Here is a 16,803-nt window from a genome sequence, read left to right as displayed (position 1 = left end):
ATCGCCTTAGAAATTGCGCTGGAAGCGGATCGTGCCGCCGAAGGCATCATCGTTGCCGCCATTGGCAAGCGAGGTGTCCTTCCGGTCGCCGTCAAACTTGGTGTAGTTCACTTCCGGCGTGATGGTGAAGCCGGGGACGAGCTCGTAAGCAACGTTCAAAGCCGCAGCCACGGTGCCTTCCGATTCATAGCCGACGAGACCGTTGATGGTTGCCTTGTCGGAAACCTTGGCGGCCAGTCCGCCCCAGGCAGCCCACTCGCCGTGCCATGGCGCGAGGAAGTTGCGGTTGACGCGGGTGGTGTCGTAGCCGGACTGATAGCCGCCCATGACGAAGGCCGAGAACGCATCGGTGAACTTCAGGTCGAAGCGCAACTTTCCGGCGAATTCTTCGACGTTGGAGTCATAACCGCCGATTGCACTGACGCCGCCCCAACCCTGCTCGAACTTCACACCGCCCATCATGTGCGGCAGGTAGCTGTCGATGACATAGCCGGAATAGCCGTCATTGGTCGAACCCTGTTCGGCGGCAATGATGGCCGAGAAGCCATTGCCCGCGGCGTAGGTATAGCTGACCTGATTGCTTGCCCAGCTGTTGTAGTTGATCACATCGTCATTGATGATGTTGCCGGCATAATTGGTCCATGAGCCGAAGATTTCGTCGGCAACACCGATGCGGAAGCCGCCGAGCTCAATGAAGGCCTGCGGAATGGTGCCGCCGCTGTTCACGCCATTGGTGTATTCGAAACGGGTCTGGATGTAGGAACGCAACGTGCCGAGTTCGGTTTCCGAGCGGGCATCGAAGCGGATTTCCGTGCGCAGATGCTTGTTCCAGGTGCCGAATTCGCCGCCGCTGTAGACATTGTCACCCGCGCCGACATCGTAGCGCACATACCCGCCGATCTTCAGGCAGGTTTCAGTACCGGGGATATAGAAGAAGCCCTTGCCGTAAGCATCGCAGACGCGAACATACTCAACCGGTTCTGGCTGCGCCACCACGATAGCATCCGCTGCGCGGGCGCCAGTAACGGCAACCAACGCCGCCGCCGAGCCAAGAAGAATAGCTTTGATGTTCATCGGGAGCCTCCATGCAAATCGATGAATCTGTTTTAGGCCGGTTTTTATGACGGTGTAAAACTGAAAAATGCCGAACCGGCGGTTCGGTAGACTTTGTTGCGGTTTTATCACGCTACTGAATGTACCCTATCAGGCCGGGCCATTGCGGCGCGAAAGTCATGCTCCGGTGGACAAAACGGCCGCCGCGCATTATGAGGAGCGGCGCAATCTGTGGCGAAGGCCGGGAGAATTCGGCCGTTTGACCGTCACATTGCCGATCGCGCATTGCGCAAACGCGCCAACACCAATCGAAAGCATCCGGACGTGGCAATGACGGCTGAACAGAACAATGGCTACACGCATAACCGCTTTGCGGTTGCGCCGATGATCGATTGGACCGATCGCCATTGTCGGGCGCTGCACCGCCAGTTCACGCGCCATGCCTTGCTGTACACGGAAATGATCGTGGCGGATGCGGCTATCCACGGCAACCGCGAACGGCTCCTGGGTTTTTCCAGCGCTGAACACCCCGTTGCCTTGCAGCTCGGGGGCTCCGATCCGGCCAAGCTCGCCGAAGCGGCGCGAGTGGGGGAAACCTTCGGTTACCGCGAGATCAACCTGAATGTCGGCTGCCCGTCGGACCGCGTGCAGTCCGGCACGTTTGGTGCCTGCCTGATGAAAACGCCGGATCTGGTGGCCGACTGCGTCGTTGCGATGAAGCAGTCAGTGTCCATCCCCGTCACGGTCAAATGCCGGATCGGCGTCGATGATCAGGATATCGAACCGGCGCTTGACGATCTCGCTGGCGGCGTGTTCGCGGCCGGGGCCGATGCCCTGTGGGTGCATGCGCGCAAAGCCTGGCTCAAGGGGCTGTCACCGAAGGAAAACCGCGATATTCCGCCCTTGGACTACGACCGTGTCTACCGGCTCAAGCGGCAAAACCCGAGTCAATTCATCGGGATCAATGGCGGTATTCAGACGCTCGATGAAGCGCTTCAGCATTTGAATCATGTGGATGGTGTCATGCTCGGCCGTGCCGCCTACAACAATCCCATGTTGCTCGCCGATGTGGACAAGGCGATCTATGGCGATGCCCGTCCGGCCGCATCGGTCGATGCGATCATCGACCATATGTGCGCCTATGCGGATGAGCATGTGCGGCAGGGCGGGCGCGTCTCGCATATAGCCCGCCACATGGTCGGCATGTTCCACGGTGCAGCCGGTGCGCGGCGCTGGCGCCAGATCCTGTCGACTGAAGCCAACAGGCCGGATGCGGACAGCAGCGTCATCCGCCGTGCCTATGAAGCCGTGCAGGCCGGATCGGCCGACCAGGCCGCCTGAAGCGTCTAATCCGACAGGATCAGGCGATCGCCGCGCACGGAAAAACCGCTGAGGGTGTTGAGGAAATTCATGCCGAGCAGGCTGCCGTCCATGCGGCCCTCCTGCGCGACCATGGCACGGATATTGCGCCGGAGGATGGCGCCGATCCTGATTTCGTCCAGCATCACGATCGCGGCAGTGGCTGCGCCGTTCGCCGTCATGATCGGCGTCCTGTAGGCCAGCTTGTCCGGATTGAGGCCCGCCCGCCGCGCATCGTCATAGGAGAGCACGATGGAGGATGCGCCGGTATCGACCATGAAGCCGATCGAGGCATTGTTGACCGAGCCCTTGACCTCGAAATGACCGTTTTCCGCCTTGGCCAGCGTCACTGTCACGCCGCCATCGCCATCCCTTGCGGAAATCGGGCTGCCGGGAACGAGCCCCGCCGTGACGCGGTGGCCGATGTCCTGCAGTTCATAGCGATACTGGTAACCGGCAACCAGGGCCATCAGAATAACCAGCCACATGGCCATGTTGCGCAGGAAGTGGCTGAGCGGGATGCCGGAGCCGAGCAGGCCTGCCGCAATCACGATGCCCCAGATGCTCATATAGGCAAGGCGGGCGAACTGGTCATTGGCCAGACCCAGCGTCGTGCCGCTGCCATTGTTGGCGATGAGGAGGAGGGTTGTTCCGGCGATGAGGGCGATGATGATCCAGAACAGGCGGGGCATCAGATCTCCTGTTCCTTCTCGCGGGCCATGCGGGTGCGCCGGGTTTCGCGGCGCGGGCGGCGTTCGATGACGTCGAGACGGGCGGCAAGGCCAGCCATGATCGTCCGGCGATTGTCCGGCGTCATCGTCAGCCAGGCACCGATTTCCTCGCGCGTGCGCCCGCAGCCGAAGCAATAGCCGGTCTTCATATCGATGGCGCAGACGAGGATGCAGGGTGACTCGATGGTGCTCATATCCCAGATTTGGTACAGTTAGACCGCAATCACAAGCCCGAGCAAAAGCGAAATCGTTGCCAGTTGCTGCATGGCCCCCAAAGTATCGCCGGTCTGCCCGCCGATTTTGTCGCGGCAGAGGGCTGCAAAGCCATAAAACACCAATCCAGCGAGACAGGCGGGTACGATCACGGCAAAAGGTCCCCCGGCTGCGCCATAGCCGATCACGAGGATGACCGCGCCGATGATCAGGCTGAAATTGGCGGCGTCTTCCGTCGGCGTACCCGCGCTGTCGGCAACGCCGCCGGAGCGGGCGGAGGGGAGCATCTGCCAGAATTTAACCAGGATGGCCCGGCTTGCCGCCTCCGTCGCCACGAGAACGGCGATGGAGGCAATGGGGCTGAGATCGCTGAGAATGTCCATGTAGAACGCAATGCGCAGCAGCACGGAGAGGATCAGCGCCAGCGTTCCGTAGGAGCCGATAGCCGAATCCTTCATGATCTCAAGCCGCCGCGCGCTGGTTTTCCCGCCGTAGAAGCCGTCGGCAGCGTCGGCAAGGCCATCCTCGTGCAGGGCGCCGGTGACAATGATCGAGGTGGTGACCAGCAGCAGCGCGGTCACGAATTCCGGCAGGTCGAGGGTGTGTCCGACAAGGATGACCACCGCGGCGGGCACGGCGATCAGGATACCTGCGAGCGGAAAGCCGCGCACCGTGTCGTGCAGCGAGCCCTGATAATCCTCGAACCATTGCGGCGATACCGGCCAGCGCGACAGAAAGGCCAGCGCGCGCATCGTTTCCTTCAGCAGTTCCATGACCTGTTCCCGTTCAGCAAAGCCGGCGGCCGGGGCGCGACATTCAATGCCGCCCGATGGCCTTTGCGTTTTGTCTGCCAAAGCTTATAGGACGTGCATCGATAATTTGCCATGAAGACTTGGTTCAAGGAACATCATGACCACTGGCCTGCCATTTGACGATTTCCGCACTCTCATCGAAACTCTGCCCGGACCGGACGAGGCCGCTGTCGCCGCCGTGCGCAAGCGCGATTCGACCCTGACGAAGCCGCCGGGCGCGCTCGGCCGCATGGAAGAGATCGTCGAGTGGCTGGCCGCCTGGACAGGCCGCTCGCGTCCGCAGGTGACGCGGCCGCTGGTCGCGGTTTTCGCCGGTAATCACGGCGTCACCGCCAAGGGTGTTTCGCCCTATCCGTCATCGGTGACGGCGCAGATGGTGGAAAATTTCGCGGCGGGCGGCGCGGCGATCAACCAGATCTGCATCGCCAATGATCTCGGCCTGAAAATCTTCGATCTGGCGCTGGAATATCCCACCGCCGATATCACCGAAGAAGCGGCCATGGACGAAAAGACCTGCGCCGCCACCATGGCTTTCGGCATGGAATCCATCGCGGGTGGTACGGACCTTCTGTGCATCGGCGAAATGGGTATCGGCAACACCACCATTGCGGCGGCGATTTTCCACGCCCTCTATGGCGGAACGGCGGAGGAATGGGTCGGACCCGGCACGGGCGCGACCAGTGACGGCATGAAGCGCAAGGCCGATGCAGTGCGCACGGCGGTGGCGCTGCATGGCTCACACCTGAAAGATCCGTTGGAAGTATTGCGCCGTCTGGGCGGGCGCGAGATCGCGGCGATGGCGGGCGCCATCCTGGCGACCCGCGTTGAACGCATTCCCGTCATCATCGACGGCTATGTCGCCACCTCGGCCGCCGCGATCCTGCATGCGGCCAACCCGGAAGCCATCGATCATTGCCTGTTCGGCCATGTCTCGGCAGAACCCGGCCACCGCAAGGTTCTGGAAAAGCTGGGCAAGAAGCCATTGCTTGACCTTGGCATGCGGCTGGGCGAGGGCACAGGTGCGGCGCTCGCCGCCGGTATCGTCAAGGCGGCAGCGCTCTGCCACAGCGGCATGGCGACATTCGACCAGGCAGGCGTCAGCAACCGGGACTGAGATTTTGCGCAGCAGCCCCCGGCCAATCATCCGGGGGCTGGATTGGCGTTGCCGGCCAGCCGCTCCAGCAAATCCCGCACCATGTCCAGCTCCGCTTCCGTAAAGCCGGAGCGCAATCGCGCGTCGTAGGCCATGGCGACACGCCGCAGGCGATGAAACATTGCGCGCCCGCCATCGGTCAGCTCGATCCGGTGGATACGCCGGTTGTCCGGTTCCCTTTTGCGCAGCAAAAGACCTGCATCCTCCATGCCATTCAAGTGATGCGTCAGGGTCGGGCCCTGGATGCCCACCTCATCGGCCAGTTCCGATTGTATCCGGTGGCCGCCGCGCATCAGCGCCAGCAGGATGAGCCAGACCGATACGGAGCCGCCTTCGGCGGCCAGGGCATCATCGAAGGCACGGCTGACAGCTTTGGCCGAGCGTGCGAGCAGCAATCCGATGGGTGGGTGTACGGGTTCCATCATATTCCTTTGACATCGAACGGTTAGATATCTATGTATTATTCGATCGTATCGATCAACATACCAATTCGCGTCAATACGCCAACAGGGAGGTTCATCATGCCAGTCTTTCTGATGATTTTGCTCGCCATTCACGTCCTGTCATCAATCTTTTGGGCGGGATCGACGTTTACGCTTGCCCGTACGGGCGGTGCGGGAAGCCAGCAGTTCTTCCGGCCGCAAATGGGGGCGGCGACCGTGGCCTTTTTGAGCGGTGCCACGCTGATGGGGCTTTACCACGGCAGCTGGCTGTCAGGCTCCGAGACGGTTCTCGGGATCGGCATCCTCACCGCCATCGCCGCAGCGGGGGTGCAGGGTGCGTTGCGGAAAAAACCGGAGATATCCCACCGCATCGCAGCCGGTCTGCTGGCGGTCACCGCCGTCTGCATGGTGATTGCCCGATTTGCCGCCTGAGCGGACGGAGTGATACCGCCGGCACGCGGGGCGCATGCCGGCGGTGCACTGCTGGCTAGAATTCCTTGCCGATTTTTGCGTCGACCGAATGATTGCTGGCGCCGCGGATGACAAAGAAGAACAGGATCGCCGCCCACAGGATGGATTTTTCCGAACCCGCCCAGCCCTGACCCTGCGCGATCCAGTGGAAATAGATTGTCACGGCCAGCACGATGGTGGTGGCAAAGGCCGCAGGGCGCGTCAGGAAGCCGAGCGCCAGCAGGATGCCGCCGAAAAACTCCGTTGCCGCCAGCAGCGGCGACCAGAACACGCCGGGATAAAAGCCCAGACCCTCGACCATTTCGACGGCGCCGAACGGATTGGCGATCTTGCCCGAGCCGTGCACGACAAGTGCACCGCCGGCAATGACGCGCAGCAGCGTTTCCGAAAATTGTGCGAGGCCGGTGTAGATGCCGCCAAGGGCCGGAATGATCAGAGGACGGTTGTTTCCATTTGCGTTCATGAAGCTTCCCCATATGAACCTGTTGCAATGGGCCAGCAATGGCGGGGTGCCGCATAACGCGCAAATGACAATAAATTGAACCTGAGTGTTCTAGGCAACTTTTTTGGCGGCGGCGGATTTCGTGGCGGAATCCATGTTTTGCAGGACCCGCGCACGCGGGAAAACCGCAAGCGCTTCCGTGCCTTCGCGCAATTTGGAGAAGAGGTGGAACTCGCCGTCATGCATGTGCACGAGGGCCTGCACGATGGGCAGGCCAAGGCCTGTGCCCTGTTCGGCGTTCTTGATGGCGATGGAGCCCTGACCGAAGGCGGACAGGACCACCGGGATTTCCTCCGGCGGGATGCCCGGGCCATTGTCGCGCACCGAGACATACTGCCCGCCGCCCGCCGTCCAGCCGACCTTGATGTCGATGCGGCCGTTCTGCGGGGTGAATTTCACCGCATTGGCCAAAAGGTTGAGGACGATCTGCCGTATGGAGCGCTCGTCGGCCTGCATCGGCCACATGCCGGTTTCGAACTGGGGCAGCAGCCGTATCCCCTTGTTGCGGGCCTTCAGATCCATCATGTGGATGCATTCTTCGGCGATGTCGGTCAGGAGCAGCGGCTCCTCGTTGATGGAGTAGCGCCCGGCTTCGATCCGGCTCAGATCGAGGATCTCGTTGATGAGGTTGAGCAGGTGGACGCCGGAGGTATGGATATCCCCGGCATATTCGCGATAGGTGGCGTTCTGTATCGGCCCGAGCACTTCCTTGGCCATGACTTCGGAAAAGCCGAGGATGGCGTTGAGCGGCGTGCGCAGTTCGTGGCTCATGGAGGCGAGAAAACGGGATTTGGCAAGATTGGCTTCCTCGGCGCGGCGGCGGCCTTCGTCGGACATGGCGTTGGCCGTTTCCAGCTCGGCGATCAGGGCATCCTTCTCCGCCTGCAGGGCAAGGGAGACGGATACCGAGCGGTTGAGCCGTGTCGCCACGAGATAGAAGAAGGCCAGCCCCGCAAACAGCATGACGACCATCGTCGCCTGTATCGGGCTCTGCAGATGGCTGGTGGCGAGGATCGTGTAGGTGATGACCGGCACGGTGAATGCCGCGAGGATGGCCGCGCGCAGGGCCGAACAGATGATGGCGGTAATCGCCATGGCCAGGATCAGGACAACCGCCTGAATGACCGGAAACAGGCTGATGCCGCAGGTGGCACAGCTCAGAAAGGAAAAATACGCCCATCCCATGCTGGTGAGAAAATGGCCGCCGAGATAGATGATCTGCCAGTTCTTGACCTGTTCGTTGGTGATGCCGATTTTTTCCAGGCGGCGGGCGAGAAGGCCGAGCACCATATAGAGGCCGATCGTGATGCCGGCCCAGACGACCATGTCCCGGCCAAATCCGGCGAGGACGCCGGCCACGGCGATCAGGGCGATGAACAGCGGCAGCATTGCCGCGTTGACGATCAGCGCGCGGGTGTGCATGAACAGCAGTTCGCGTTCGAAGTGCCTGATGCCGGCATGTTCCATCAGACGGTCGCGGGCGCGGCGAACCACAACGGACAAATCCTTGTTGCGCGGCAGTTTTCGCCGGTCAACAATGTTTTTGTCTGCACTGATTGCGTCGAGTAATGCCATGCGCCCCGTTCCAGATCGCCGTTTTGTCTGCACTCCGGCAGCATTGCATCGCAAGCCTATTCATAAATGATTAAAAGACTTTCAAATCTGGCCAATCGGTGGGGAGAATCAACCGGCATGGATGGTACGTCGCAATGAACGGGCGGTTTGGCCGTTATCGCCGGCGCTGGCGGCGTCCTGCGGCGGCGCCGCGTTCGCTCGCCAGGAAACTGGCCGACTATCTGCTGATGCTGGTGTTCTTCGCTCTGGTTGCGCTGCTGGCGGCGCGGTTGTCGGTGCCGCGCGAGGTGCGGGAGATAACGGGCAAGGCCTATGTCATCGATGGCGATACGGTGGTCGTGACGGGGCAGCATGTCCGCCTCAAGGGGATCGATGCGCCGGAACTCGCCCAGCGTTGCGGCGAAGGGCAGGGCGGCTATGCCTGCGGGCAAGAGGCGCGGCAGGCGCTGGTCAGGCTGATCGGTGGCCGGCCCATCCGCTGCGAGACAAGCGGGCGGGACAAGTACAAGCGCGATCTCGGCACCTGTTTTGCGGGCGATGCTGATCTCAACCGCGCCATGGTCGAGACCGGGCAGGCCGTCGCCTATGGCGACTACCGCGACGCGGAAATGCAGGCGCGGACGGAACGAAAGGGTCTGTGGAAAAGTTCTTTCGACAGGCCGCAGGATTGGCGGAAAATGCACCAGCAGGACATCGAAGCACCGCCCGAGGCGCGGAACCGGCTGGCCGATATCGTCAATGGCGTCTATGACTGGGTGCGTGAGAAATTGGGAGAGATCTGGTGAAGCTATATGATGGAGGACGGGCGCCAAACCCGCGGCGCGTGCGCATATTTTTGGCGGAGAAGGGTGTCGAAGTGCCGCTCGTGCCTGTCGACATGGGCGCGATGGGGCATCGCTCGGCCGAAGTGACCGCGCTCAATCCCATGCAGCGCCTGCCCGTGCTTGAACTCAATGACGGCACTGTTATCACCGAGTCCGTGGCGATCTCGCGCTATTTCGAGGAAATCTATCCCGAACCTGCCCTGTTCGGCCGGGGTGCGGTTGGCAAGGCGCTGGTGGAAATGTGGCAGCGGCGGGTGGAACTGCACCTGTTTGCCAGCGTCGCCGCCGCCTTCCGTCATATCCACCCGGCGATGATCGAATGGGAGGTGCCGCAAATTCCCGCATGGGGCGAGGCAAACAAGCCAAAGGCCGTGGCATTCCTGGATATTCTCGACGCGCAGCTTGCAACCAACGCCTTCATCGCGGGCGACGACTATTCCATCGCCGATATTACCGGGCTTGTGGCCATCGACTTCTTCAAGCCTGCCCGGATCGAGATGCCCGGCCATGTCACGCATGTGAAGCGCTGGTACGATGCCGTTGCAAGCCGCCCGAGTGCCAAGGCATGAGGCGCTGACCATGCCAGCCCCGGCGCTTGAGGTCCTGGCCGCGCAGATCAAGGCATGCCGCCTGTGCCGGGATGCGCCGCATTATCTGCCGCCTTTGCCGCATGAGCCCAATCCGGTCTGCGTGCTGTCGCAGACCGCGCGCATCGTCATCTGCGGGCAGGCGCCCGGTATCCGCGTTCACAACAGTGGCCTGCCGTTCAACGATCCTTCGGGCGATAGGTTGCGCGACTGGCTCGGGGTTGATCGCACAGCATTTTACGATCCGGACAAATTTGCCATCGTGCCGATGGGATTCTGTTTCCCCGGCTATGATGCGCATGGCGGCGATCTGCCGCCGCGCAAGGAGTGCCGTCACATCTGGCACGATCAGGTTTTCGCCGCCATGCGCCAAGTCGAGCTTATCCTGACAATCGGCCAGTATGCGCAGGCCTACCATCTGGGAAAGCGCCGCCGTGCCAGCATGACCGATACGGTCTTTCACTGGCGGGATTATTTCGATGCGGCGTCCGGACCCTCGATTCTGCCCCTGCCGCACCCGTCCTGGCGCAACAGCGGCTGGCTGCGCCGAAATCCATGGTTCGAGCAGAACGTTCTCCCTGTGCTCCGGCAGAAGGTCAGGATTCTAATTTGACCGGTTTACGGATGAAATTTTTTTCAGATTTATAAAGTTTAGAATATTTTTCTTGTACGGTGGGGGAATTACGGACCATAAAGTATCCCATTCCAAAGGGACAAGAGATCATGGACAGACTCGACCGAAAAATTCTTCGCCTCCTGCAGGAGGATGCAACGCTTGCGGTGGCTGATGTCGCCAAGAAGGTAGGGTTGTCGACGACGCCGTGCTGGCGCCGTATCCAGAAACTGGAAGAGGATGGCGTGATCCAGCGCCGCGTTGCCATCCTTGATCCTGTCCGTGTCAATACGCGTGTCACGGTGTTCGTGTCGATCCGCACCGGGGCGCACAACAATGAATGGCTGAAGCGTTTTTCCGAAGTGGTGCAGGAATTTCCCGAAGTGGTCGAGTTCTACCGCATGAGCGGCGATGTCGATTATCTCTTGCGGGTCGTCGTGCCTGATATTGCCGCCTATGATGCCGTGTACAAGCGCCTGATCGCCAAGATCGACATTCGAGACGTGTCCTCGGCCTTCGCCATGGAGCAGATCAAGTACACGACGGAACTGCCGCTCGATTACATGAGCATCGAAAAGGAATCGGCCTGATCGCCTCAGGCGCATAGACCCGCCATGGTGCCTACGGCGCGGTGGTCGCGCCTGCGGCCTTGAGGATCAGCGCAATGCTGTTGCGCGCGATGCGCTCAAGGTCGGCCCGGGCCGTCCCGGCGCGGGCGCGCTGCGCAAGGCTGTGCTGCAGGGCGGCAAGCAAGTCGGCGACCGCATCGATGTCGGTCGCGGGCGGCAGTTGGGCGTCATCGCGCGCCGCCGCGATCCGCTCGCGGAAGCGCGCGTCCGTGCGTCCGAGAGCGGCAAACAGTTCGGCGCCGATCAATGGGTCGGCTGTCGCCTCGCCGGTGATGACGCTGAGCACGGGGCAGCCGAGCGGGCGGTCATCCCCTTCCGAATAGATGGCAACAATCATCAAAAAATAGTCATTGAGCGCCTTTGCCAGCGAGGGTTCGCCGAAGAGGGCGCGGTTCCAGCGCTCGGCACTGTCCTCGGCGTAATGGGCGACGGCCTGCAGGTAGATCGCGCGCTTGTTGCCAAAGGCGGCATAAAGGCTCGGCCGTGCCATTTTCGTCGCCTCCGACAGGTGGTCGAGCGATGTGGCGGTGTAGCCGCGACGCCGGAATTCGAGGAGTGCGGCACCGAGCGCAGCCTTGGCATCGTATTGGCGCGGACGGCCGCGGGCGGATTGCTCTTTCATTTTTGTACCGTATCGCAATAAATTCGTTGCAAAAATTTTTATGCGAAGTAGTCTAAAATTCAGCGGCACGGAAAGCAATCCCTCTCGAAGAAGAGGCGCGCCATTTCTCCGCCTGGACAAAAGGGACAATCGATGACTGACAAAATCCGTATCGGCATCAACGGGTTCGGCCGCATTGGCCGGACGGTTCTACGGGCCGCGATGGCGCGCAACGACGTCGAGATCGTGGCGATCAACGATCTGCTGCCAACCGATCATCTCGCTTATCTCCTCAAATATGACAGCGTGCATGGCGGTTTCCGGGGCAGCATAAGCGCCGCAGACGGCGCGCTCGATATCAATGACCGCAGGGTCAGGGCCTTCAGCGAACGGGAGCCGGGCACAATCGGATGGGGCGAGGCGGGTGTCGATGTGGTTATCGAGGCGACCGGCCGCTTCCTGACGCAGGCTGCGGCGGAAGGACATCTTTCCGGCGGCGCCGGCAAGGTTCTGCTCTCGGCGCCGCCGGAGGACGACACGCCGGTCTTCGTCATGGGCGTCAACGCGACCGGCTATGCCGGCCAGAGCATTGTCTCGAACGCCTCGTGCACGACCAATTGTGTCGCGCCGCTCGCCAAGGCGGTGAACGACGCTTTCGGCCTCGAAGAAGCACTGATGCTGACGGTTCACGCCACAACGTCGAGCCAGAACACGGTCGACGGCGTGGCACGCAAGGACTGGCGTTTCGGGCGCGGTATCCTCGAGAACATCATCCCGGCGACGACCGGCGCGGCGCGCATGGTCGGCAAGGTGGTGCCTGAATTGAACGGACGGATCAACGGCATGGCGGTGCGCGTGCCGGTCTCTGACGTATCGATGATCGATCTCACATGCCGTCTCAGGGAAAACGTGTCCTACAAGGACATCTGCGCGATGATCCGCACGCAGGCGGCGAACGCGATGGCCGGCATCCTTGCCTATTGCGACGAACCCGTCGTCTCGACCGACATGCGCGGCAATCCGCATTCATCGATCTTCGACGCGCTCGCCGGCATGCAGATTGAAGGCGGGTTGACCAAGCTTGTTGCCTGGTACGACAACGAATGGGGCTATGCCTGCCGTTGCCTTGACCTGGTGGCGCACATTTCGCGCGCCCGGTAGGCGTTTGCTGGGACATCGGCCTGATCGTCTCAGGCCGATGCCCCGGCCGGGCTATTTCTCCAGCCGTGCCAGCAGGGATGACGTATCCCAGCGGTTCCCGCCCATGGTCTGCACCTGCTTGTAGAACTGGTCGACCAATGCCGTAACGGGCAACTGTGCGCCGTTGCGGTCGGCTTCGTCGAGGCAGATGCCCAGATCCTTGCGCATCCAGTCGACGGCAAAGCCGAAATCGTATTTTCCGGCGTTCATGGTCTTGTGGCGGTTTTCCATCTGCCACGATCCTGCTGCGCCCTTGGAAATGACCTCGATGACCTTCTCGATATCAAGGCCGGCCTTCTTGCCGAAGTGAATGCCTTCGGCCAGCCCCTGCACCAGACCGGCAATGCAGATCTGGTTGATCATCTTGGTGAGTTGGCCCGCACCGGCGGGGCCCATGAGGCCGACCATTCTGGCAAAGGATTCGATGACCGGCTTTGCCCGGTCGAAGGCTTCCGATTCGCCGCCGACCATGACGGTCAGCACGCCGTTTTCGGCACCGGCCTGGCCGCCCGAGACCGGCGCATCGAGAAAATGGAAGCCGCGCTTGCGCGCCTCCGCATCGAGTTCACGCGCCACTTCCGCCGATGCGGTGGTGTGATCGACGAAAATCGCGCCCTTCTTCATCGTATGAAAAGCACCCTTCTCGCCTGTGGTGACAGCCCGCAGATCGTCATCGTTTCCGACGCAGCAGAAGACAAAATCCTTATCCGCAGCGGCTTCTCCGGGGGTCGGTGCATGCTTGCCGTGAAACTCATCAGCCCACTTCTTGGCCTTTTCGCCATTGCGGTTGAAGACGGTGACGTCATGGCCCCCACGAGTCTTCAGGTGACCCGCCATCGGGTAACCCATTACACCAAGACCGATAAATGTGACTGTTGCCATTCCGTAATTTCCTCTGTCAGATAGGCTATGTGTTCGAAGGATTGCGGGAGAGGTTAGGACAATGCGGCGGATCATCAAAGGCCTATTGTGGATTGTTTTTTCCCTCATTCCGCTCGCTCTGATCGCAGGAGGCGCCGGTTACGTCTGGCTGGCCCGCTCGGTGGCCCCGGCCACCGGCGAGATGGTGCTGACGGACCTTGCGGCGCCCGTCACGGTGACGCGGGACAAGAACGCGGTGCCGCATATCGTCGGCAGCAATGTCGAGGACGTTCTGACCGCTCTCGGCTTTGTCCACGCGCAGGAACGCCTGTGGCAGATGGAGGTCACCCGCATGGCCGGGCAGGGGCGCCTGTCAGAAATGTTCGGCGACAAGACGGTTTCCACGGACCGGTTTTTGCGGTCGCTCGGTGTCTATGAATCCGCCGTCGCGTCGGCCGCTTCGCTCGATCCGGCGGATCGCAAGCGCATCGATGCCTATGTGCGCGGCATCAACGCCTTCATCAACAGCAAGGGCCGCTCCTTCGCATCGAAATATTCGCCTGAATTTGTCGTCCTCGGCTACAAGCCGGATGAATGGACGGCGGCCGATGTGATCGTGACGCTGAAGATGATGTCCGTGACTTTGGCCGCCAATATCGATCAGGAAGTGTTGCGTCTCAAATTTGCCCGGCTGGGAATGACGGACGCGGAAATCACCGATCTCCTGCCGCCCGTGGCCGATGACGCACCGCCGCCGCTGCCGGACCTGAAGCAGCTTCTGGGCTTACCAAGCGGGCCGATCAGGACCGGCGCTTTGCAAGCTGAACAGCGGTTTGCCGCGCTCAATGCCGTCATGTCGACCGGCGCATCGAACAACTGGGTGGTGGGCGGGGCGAAAACCGAAACGGGCAAGCCCATCCTGGAGAACGATCCGCACCTCGGGCTGACGGCGCCTGCCGTCTGGTATCTGGCGCATCTGGAAGTGAAGAACGCCGATGGCAGCAGCAAGAATCTCGTCGGCGTGACGCTTCCAGGCGTGCCTTTGGTGCTGCTCGGGCGCAATGATCGCATTGCCTGGGGTTTCACCAATACCGGCTCCGACGTTCAGGATATTTTTGTCGAACGGATCAATCCGGCCAATCGGAATGAATATCAGACGCCGGAGGGCTTTGCGCCGTTCCGCAAGCAGCCTGTCACGATCAAGGTCAAGGGCGGCAGTGACGTGACCTTCGACCGGCTGGTCACGCGGCACGGGCCGGTACTGCCTGCGGACTATCGTGGTCTTGATCATTATCTGCCTGACAACACGGTTGCAGCGCTGGCATGGACCGCACTTGCCGATGACGACAGAACCATATCGGCTGGCCTGAAACTCTGGGATTTTGCCAGTGTGGCGGATTTCCAGAACGGGATGCGCGATTTCGTCACGCCGATGCAATCGATTGTGATTGCCGATGTCGACGGCAATATCGGGCTGATCGCACCGGGCAGGGTGCCGGTCCGCGATCCGGCCAACCGGATCATGGGGCGTGCGCCGTCGCCGGGCTGGGATGCGACCTATGACTGGAAAGGCACCATTCCCTATGAGGAGCTGCCCCGCAGCTATAACCCTCCGGAAAATGTCATCGGCACGGCCAATACCAAGATGGTGGATGCAGCCTATCCGCATTTCCTGACATTCGACTGGGACGAGACATGGCGGTTCGACCGGATCAAGGCACTGATCTATGGCGCGGACCGGCAATCGATGGAGAGCAACCGCAAGGCGCAGGGCGATGCCTATTCCAACGCCTATGCGGTGCTGGGGCCGGTGATGCTCAAGCTGATCGAAGGACGAAAGGACATCGATCAGGCCGCGTTCAAGCAATTGAGCCAATGGGATTATGTGGAAGACCGCAACCGCATCGAGCCCTTGCTGTTCAATGCCTGGCTGCGCGCGGCCACCAAACGGATTGTCGAGGATGATCTCGGCGAGGCGTTCCCAACCTACTGGCAGGTCCGGGTGTCGGCGATGCTGCGCTGGCTCGGACCCAATCCGGCGCGCGACTGGTGTGACGACGGGCGGACGCCGGAGAAGGAAAGCTGCAGCGACGTGCTTGCCCTGGCGCTGGCCGATGCCCTGAAGGATCTCGATGGCCGCCTCGGGGCGGACCGTTCGAAATGGAACTGGGGCGCGCTGCATTATGCCTATGGGGCGCACCGGCCGTTCGCGCAGGTCAGCCCGCTCGACCGCATCTTCAATGTGGATGTGCCGGCCTCCGGCGGCGCTTTCACGCTCGACCGGGCAAAATCGCAGCTCACGGATGAAAGCAATCCGTACCGTGCCACGCACGGCAGCAGCTATCGCGGCCTGTTCGATCTGGCCGATCTCAACCGGTCGACCTATATCCAGACGACCGGCCAGTCCGGCAATGTGTTCTCAGCCAATTATCGCGATTTCGCGCAGAAATGGGCCGATACGCAGGGAATTACCATCCCGACGGACGAAAAGGCCTATCAGGACGGCTTGCTGGGGATCTGGCGGTTGAAGCCGCAGTAAGTCCGTCAGGTGAGCGGCGTCATCACGGCCTTCCGGTAGGCCGGGCGGCTCTTGAGGCGTTCATACCATGCGAGCAGATGCGCATGATCGGGGCGCTTGATCGGCATCTCGAACCACGCATAGGCAAAACAGCCAAGCGGGATGTCGCCGACACCGAAGTCTGCACCGGAGAGATAGGGCTGGGAGGCCAGCGTCGCATCGGCAATGGCAAACATCGCGCTGCATTCCGCCAGACCCTTGTCCCTGGCGGCGTGATCCTGCTGGTCCGGTGCGAGGCGCACCGTGTTCCAGAACACGTCGCGGAAGGGGATGGCGATGCTTGACGTGGCCCAATCCATCCATTTTTCCGCGCTGGCACGCGCCGCGGCATCTTCGATATGCAAGGTCGACTTGCCGTATTTCGCCGCGAGATAGCGCACGATCGTGTTGCTCTCCCAGAGTGCGAAGCCGTCGTCTTCAATGGCGGGCACGCGGCTGTTGGGGTTGATGGCGCGATATTCCGGGCTGGCAACGATGCCATAAGCACCGCCAGCGGGAATATTTTCATAGGGAATGGACAGTTCTTCGGCCGCCCAAAGTGCCTTCTTGACATTGGTCGAGTTGCCGCGGCCCCAGATTTTCAGCATCATTTGTTTCT

General features: G+C 61.3%; 19 protein-coding genes. 9 read left to right on the top strand and 10 right to left on the bottom strand.

Annotated features, from left to right (window positions below):
• Positions 1 to 6: 6 nt before the first annotated feature.
• Positions 7 to 1,074, bottom strand: a complete 1,068-nt coding sequence (locus ACP7B1_RS10890) for a porin (protein WP_346305455.1) — start codon at positions 1,072 to 1,074, stop codon at positions 7 to 9.
• 309 nt (positions 1,075 to 1,383) lie between these two features.
• On the opposite strand from ACP7B1_RS10890, the gene dusA reads away from it, so the two are divergent.
• Positions 1,384 to 2,394 carry a tRNA dihydrouridine(20/20a) synthase DusA gene (gene dusA / locus ACP7B1_RS10885; RefSeq protein ID WP_346305454.1) on the top strand — a complete coding sequence of 337 codons (1,011 nt, stop codon included), beginning with the start codon at positions 1,384 to 1,386 and terminating at the stop codon, positions 2,392 to 2,394.
• 5 nt (positions 2,395 to 2,399) lie between these two features.
• On the opposite strand, the gene ACP7B1_RS10880 is transcribed toward dusA, so the two are convergent.
• Genes ACP7B1_RS10880 through ACP7B1_RS10870 form a run of 3 tightly spaced genes read right to left on the bottom strand, consistent with a single transcriptional unit; the run spans position 2,400 to position 4,129 of the window.
• Positions 2,400 to 3,104, bottom strand: a complete 705-nt coding sequence (locus ACP7B1_RS10880; RefSeq protein ID WP_346305453.1) for a TIGR02281 family clan AA aspartic protease — start codon at positions 3,102 to 3,104, stop codon at positions 2,400 to 2,402.
• A complete protein-coding gene (locus ACP7B1_RS10875) occupies positions 3,104 to 3,337 on the bottom strand; it encodes a DUF1289 domain-containing protein (protein WP_346305452.1) in 234 nt (77 codons plus the stop codon). The genes ACP7B1_RS10880 and ACP7B1_RS10875 overlap by 1 nt, the downstream gene beginning before the upstream one ends.
• Before the next feature lie 18 nt (positions 3,338 to 3,355).
• Complete coding sequence (locus ACP7B1_RS10870) at positions 3,356 to 4,129, bottom strand: adenosylcobinamide-GDP ribazoletransferase (protein WP_346305451.1); 774 nt, start codon at positions 4,127 to 4,129, stop codon at positions 3,356 to 3,358.
• 133 nt (positions 4,130 to 4,262) lie between these two features.
• Between ACP7B1_RS10870 and cobT the strand changes: the two genes are divergently transcribed.
• On the top strand, positions 4,263 to 5,282 hold the full coding sequence (cobT, locus tag ACP7B1_RS10865; protein ID WP_403177711.1) for a nicotinate-nucleotide--dimethylbenzimidazole phosphoribosyltransferase: 1,020 nt from the start codon (positions 4,263 to 4,265) through the stop codon (positions 5,280 to 5,282).
• Between the two features lie 26 nt (positions 5,283 to 5,308).
• Here cobT and ACP7B1_RS10860 read toward each other — a convergent pair whose 3' ends face one another.
• The gene (locus ACP7B1_RS10860; protein WP_346305450.1) at positions 5,309 to 5,743 is read right to left on the bottom strand and encodes a MarR family winged helix-turn-helix transcriptional regulator; all 435 of its coding nucleotides are present in this window, start codon (positions 5,741 to 5,743) and stop codon (positions 5,309 to 5,311) included.
• Between the two features lie 99 nt (positions 5,744 to 5,842).
• Between ACP7B1_RS10860 and ACP7B1_RS10855 the strand changes: the two genes are divergently transcribed.
• On the top strand, positions 5,843 to 6,196 hold the full coding sequence (locus tag ACP7B1_RS10855) for a hypothetical protein (RefSeq protein ID WP_346305449.1): 354 nt from the start codon (positions 5,843 to 5,845) through the stop codon (positions 6,194 to 6,196).
• A 55-nt stretch (positions 6,197 to 6,251) separates the two neighbouring features.
• Here ACP7B1_RS10855 and ACP7B1_RS10850 read toward each other — a convergent pair whose 3' ends face one another.
• Positions 6,252 to 6,698, bottom strand: coding sequence for a DoxX family protein (locus ACP7B1_RS10850; RefSeq protein ID WP_223612889.1), 447 nt, complete (start codon positions 6,696 to 6,698; stop codon positions 6,252 to 6,254).
• Positions 6,699 to 6,788: 90 nt separating this feature from the next.
• Entirely contained in the window at positions 6,789 to 8,312 is a 1,524-nt protein-coding gene (locus tag ACP7B1_RS10845) for a sensor histidine kinase (RefSeq protein WP_346305447.1), read from the bottom strand.
• A 134-nt stretch (positions 8,313 to 8,446) separates the two neighbouring features.
• On the opposite strand from ACP7B1_RS10845, the gene ACP7B1_RS10840 reads away from it, so the two are divergent.
• From ACP7B1_RS10840 to ACP7B1_RS10825, 4 genes are all read left to right on the top strand, one after another.
• The gene (locus ACP7B1_RS10840) at positions 8,447 to 9,097 is read left to right on the top strand and encodes a thermonuclease family protein (protein WP_346305446.1); all 651 of its coding nucleotides are present in this window, start codon (positions 8,447 to 8,449) and stop codon (positions 9,095 to 9,097) included.
• Entirely contained in the window at positions 9,094 to 9,705 is a 612-nt protein-coding gene (locus tag ACP7B1_RS10835; RefSeq protein WP_346305445.1) for a glutathione S-transferase, read from the top strand. The genes ACP7B1_RS10840 and ACP7B1_RS10835 overlap by 4 nt, the downstream gene beginning before the upstream one ends.
• A 10-nt stretch (positions 9,706 to 9,715) precedes the next feature.
• Complete coding sequence (locus ACP7B1_RS10830; RefSeq protein WP_346305444.1) at positions 9,716 to 10,336, top strand: uracil-DNA glycosylase family protein; 621 nt, start codon at positions 9,716 to 9,718, stop codon at positions 10,334 to 10,336.
• Between the two features lie 110 nt (positions 10,337 to 10,446).
• Complete coding sequence (locus ACP7B1_RS10825; RefSeq protein ID WP_105732368.1) at positions 10,447 to 10,926, top strand: Lrp/AsnC family transcriptional regulator; 480 nt, start codon at positions 10,447 to 10,449, stop codon at positions 10,924 to 10,926.
• A gap of 31 nt (positions 10,927 to 10,957) precedes the next feature.
• On the opposite strand, the gene ACP7B1_RS10820 is transcribed toward ACP7B1_RS10825, so the two are convergent.
• Positions 10,958 to 11,587 (bottom strand): TetR/AcrR family transcriptional regulator, encoded by a 630-nt coding sequence (locus tag ACP7B1_RS10820; RefSeq protein WP_426136913.1) that lies wholly within the window; start codon positions 11,585 to 11,587, stop codon positions 10,958 to 10,960.
• 132 nt (positions 11,588 to 11,719) lie between these two features.
• Between ACP7B1_RS10820 and gap the strand changes: the two genes are divergently transcribed.
• The gene (gene gap / locus ACP7B1_RS10815) at positions 11,720 to 12,727 is read left to right on the top strand and encodes a type I glyceraldehyde-3-phosphate dehydrogenase (RefSeq protein WP_346305440.1); all 1,008 of its coding nucleotides are present in this window, start codon (positions 11,720 to 11,722) and stop codon (positions 12,725 to 12,727) included.
• A gap of 51 nt (positions 12,728 to 12,778) precedes the next feature.
• Here gap and ACP7B1_RS10810 read toward each other — a convergent pair whose 3' ends face one another.
• The gene (locus ACP7B1_RS10810; protein WP_346305439.1) at positions 12,779 to 13,648 is read right to left on the bottom strand and encodes an NAD(P)-dependent oxidoreductase; all 870 of its coding nucleotides are present in this window, start codon (positions 13,646 to 13,648) and stop codon (positions 12,779 to 12,781) included.
• A 61-nt stretch (positions 13,649 to 13,709) separates the two neighbouring features.
• Here ACP7B1_RS10810 and ACP7B1_RS10805 point away from each other — a divergent pair, with 61 nt between their 5' ends.
• On the top strand, positions 13,710 to 16,166 hold the full coding sequence (locus ACP7B1_RS10805; protein WP_346305438.1) for a penicillin acylase family protein: 2,457 nt from the start codon (positions 13,710 to 13,712) through the stop codon (positions 16,164 to 16,166).
• A 5-nt stretch (positions 16,167 to 16,171) separates the two neighbouring features.
• On the opposite strand, the gene ACP7B1_RS10800 is transcribed toward ACP7B1_RS10805, so the two are convergent.
• On the bottom strand, positions 16,172 to 16,792 hold the full coding sequence (locus tag ACP7B1_RS10800; RefSeq protein WP_346305443.1) for a glutathione S-transferase: 621 nt from the start codon (positions 16,790 to 16,792) through the stop codon (positions 16,172 to 16,174).
• Positions 16,793 to 16,803: the final 11 nt, after the last annotated feature.

Source organism: Phyllobacterium sp. SL163 (assembly GCF_049896885.1).
GTDB lineage: Bacteria > Pseudomonadota > Alphaproteobacteria > Rhizobiales > Rhizobiaceae > Phyllobacterium > Phyllobacterium calauticae.
Note: the sequence above shows the minus strand (reverse complement) of the source record. Positions and strands in the feature narration are given on the sequence as shown.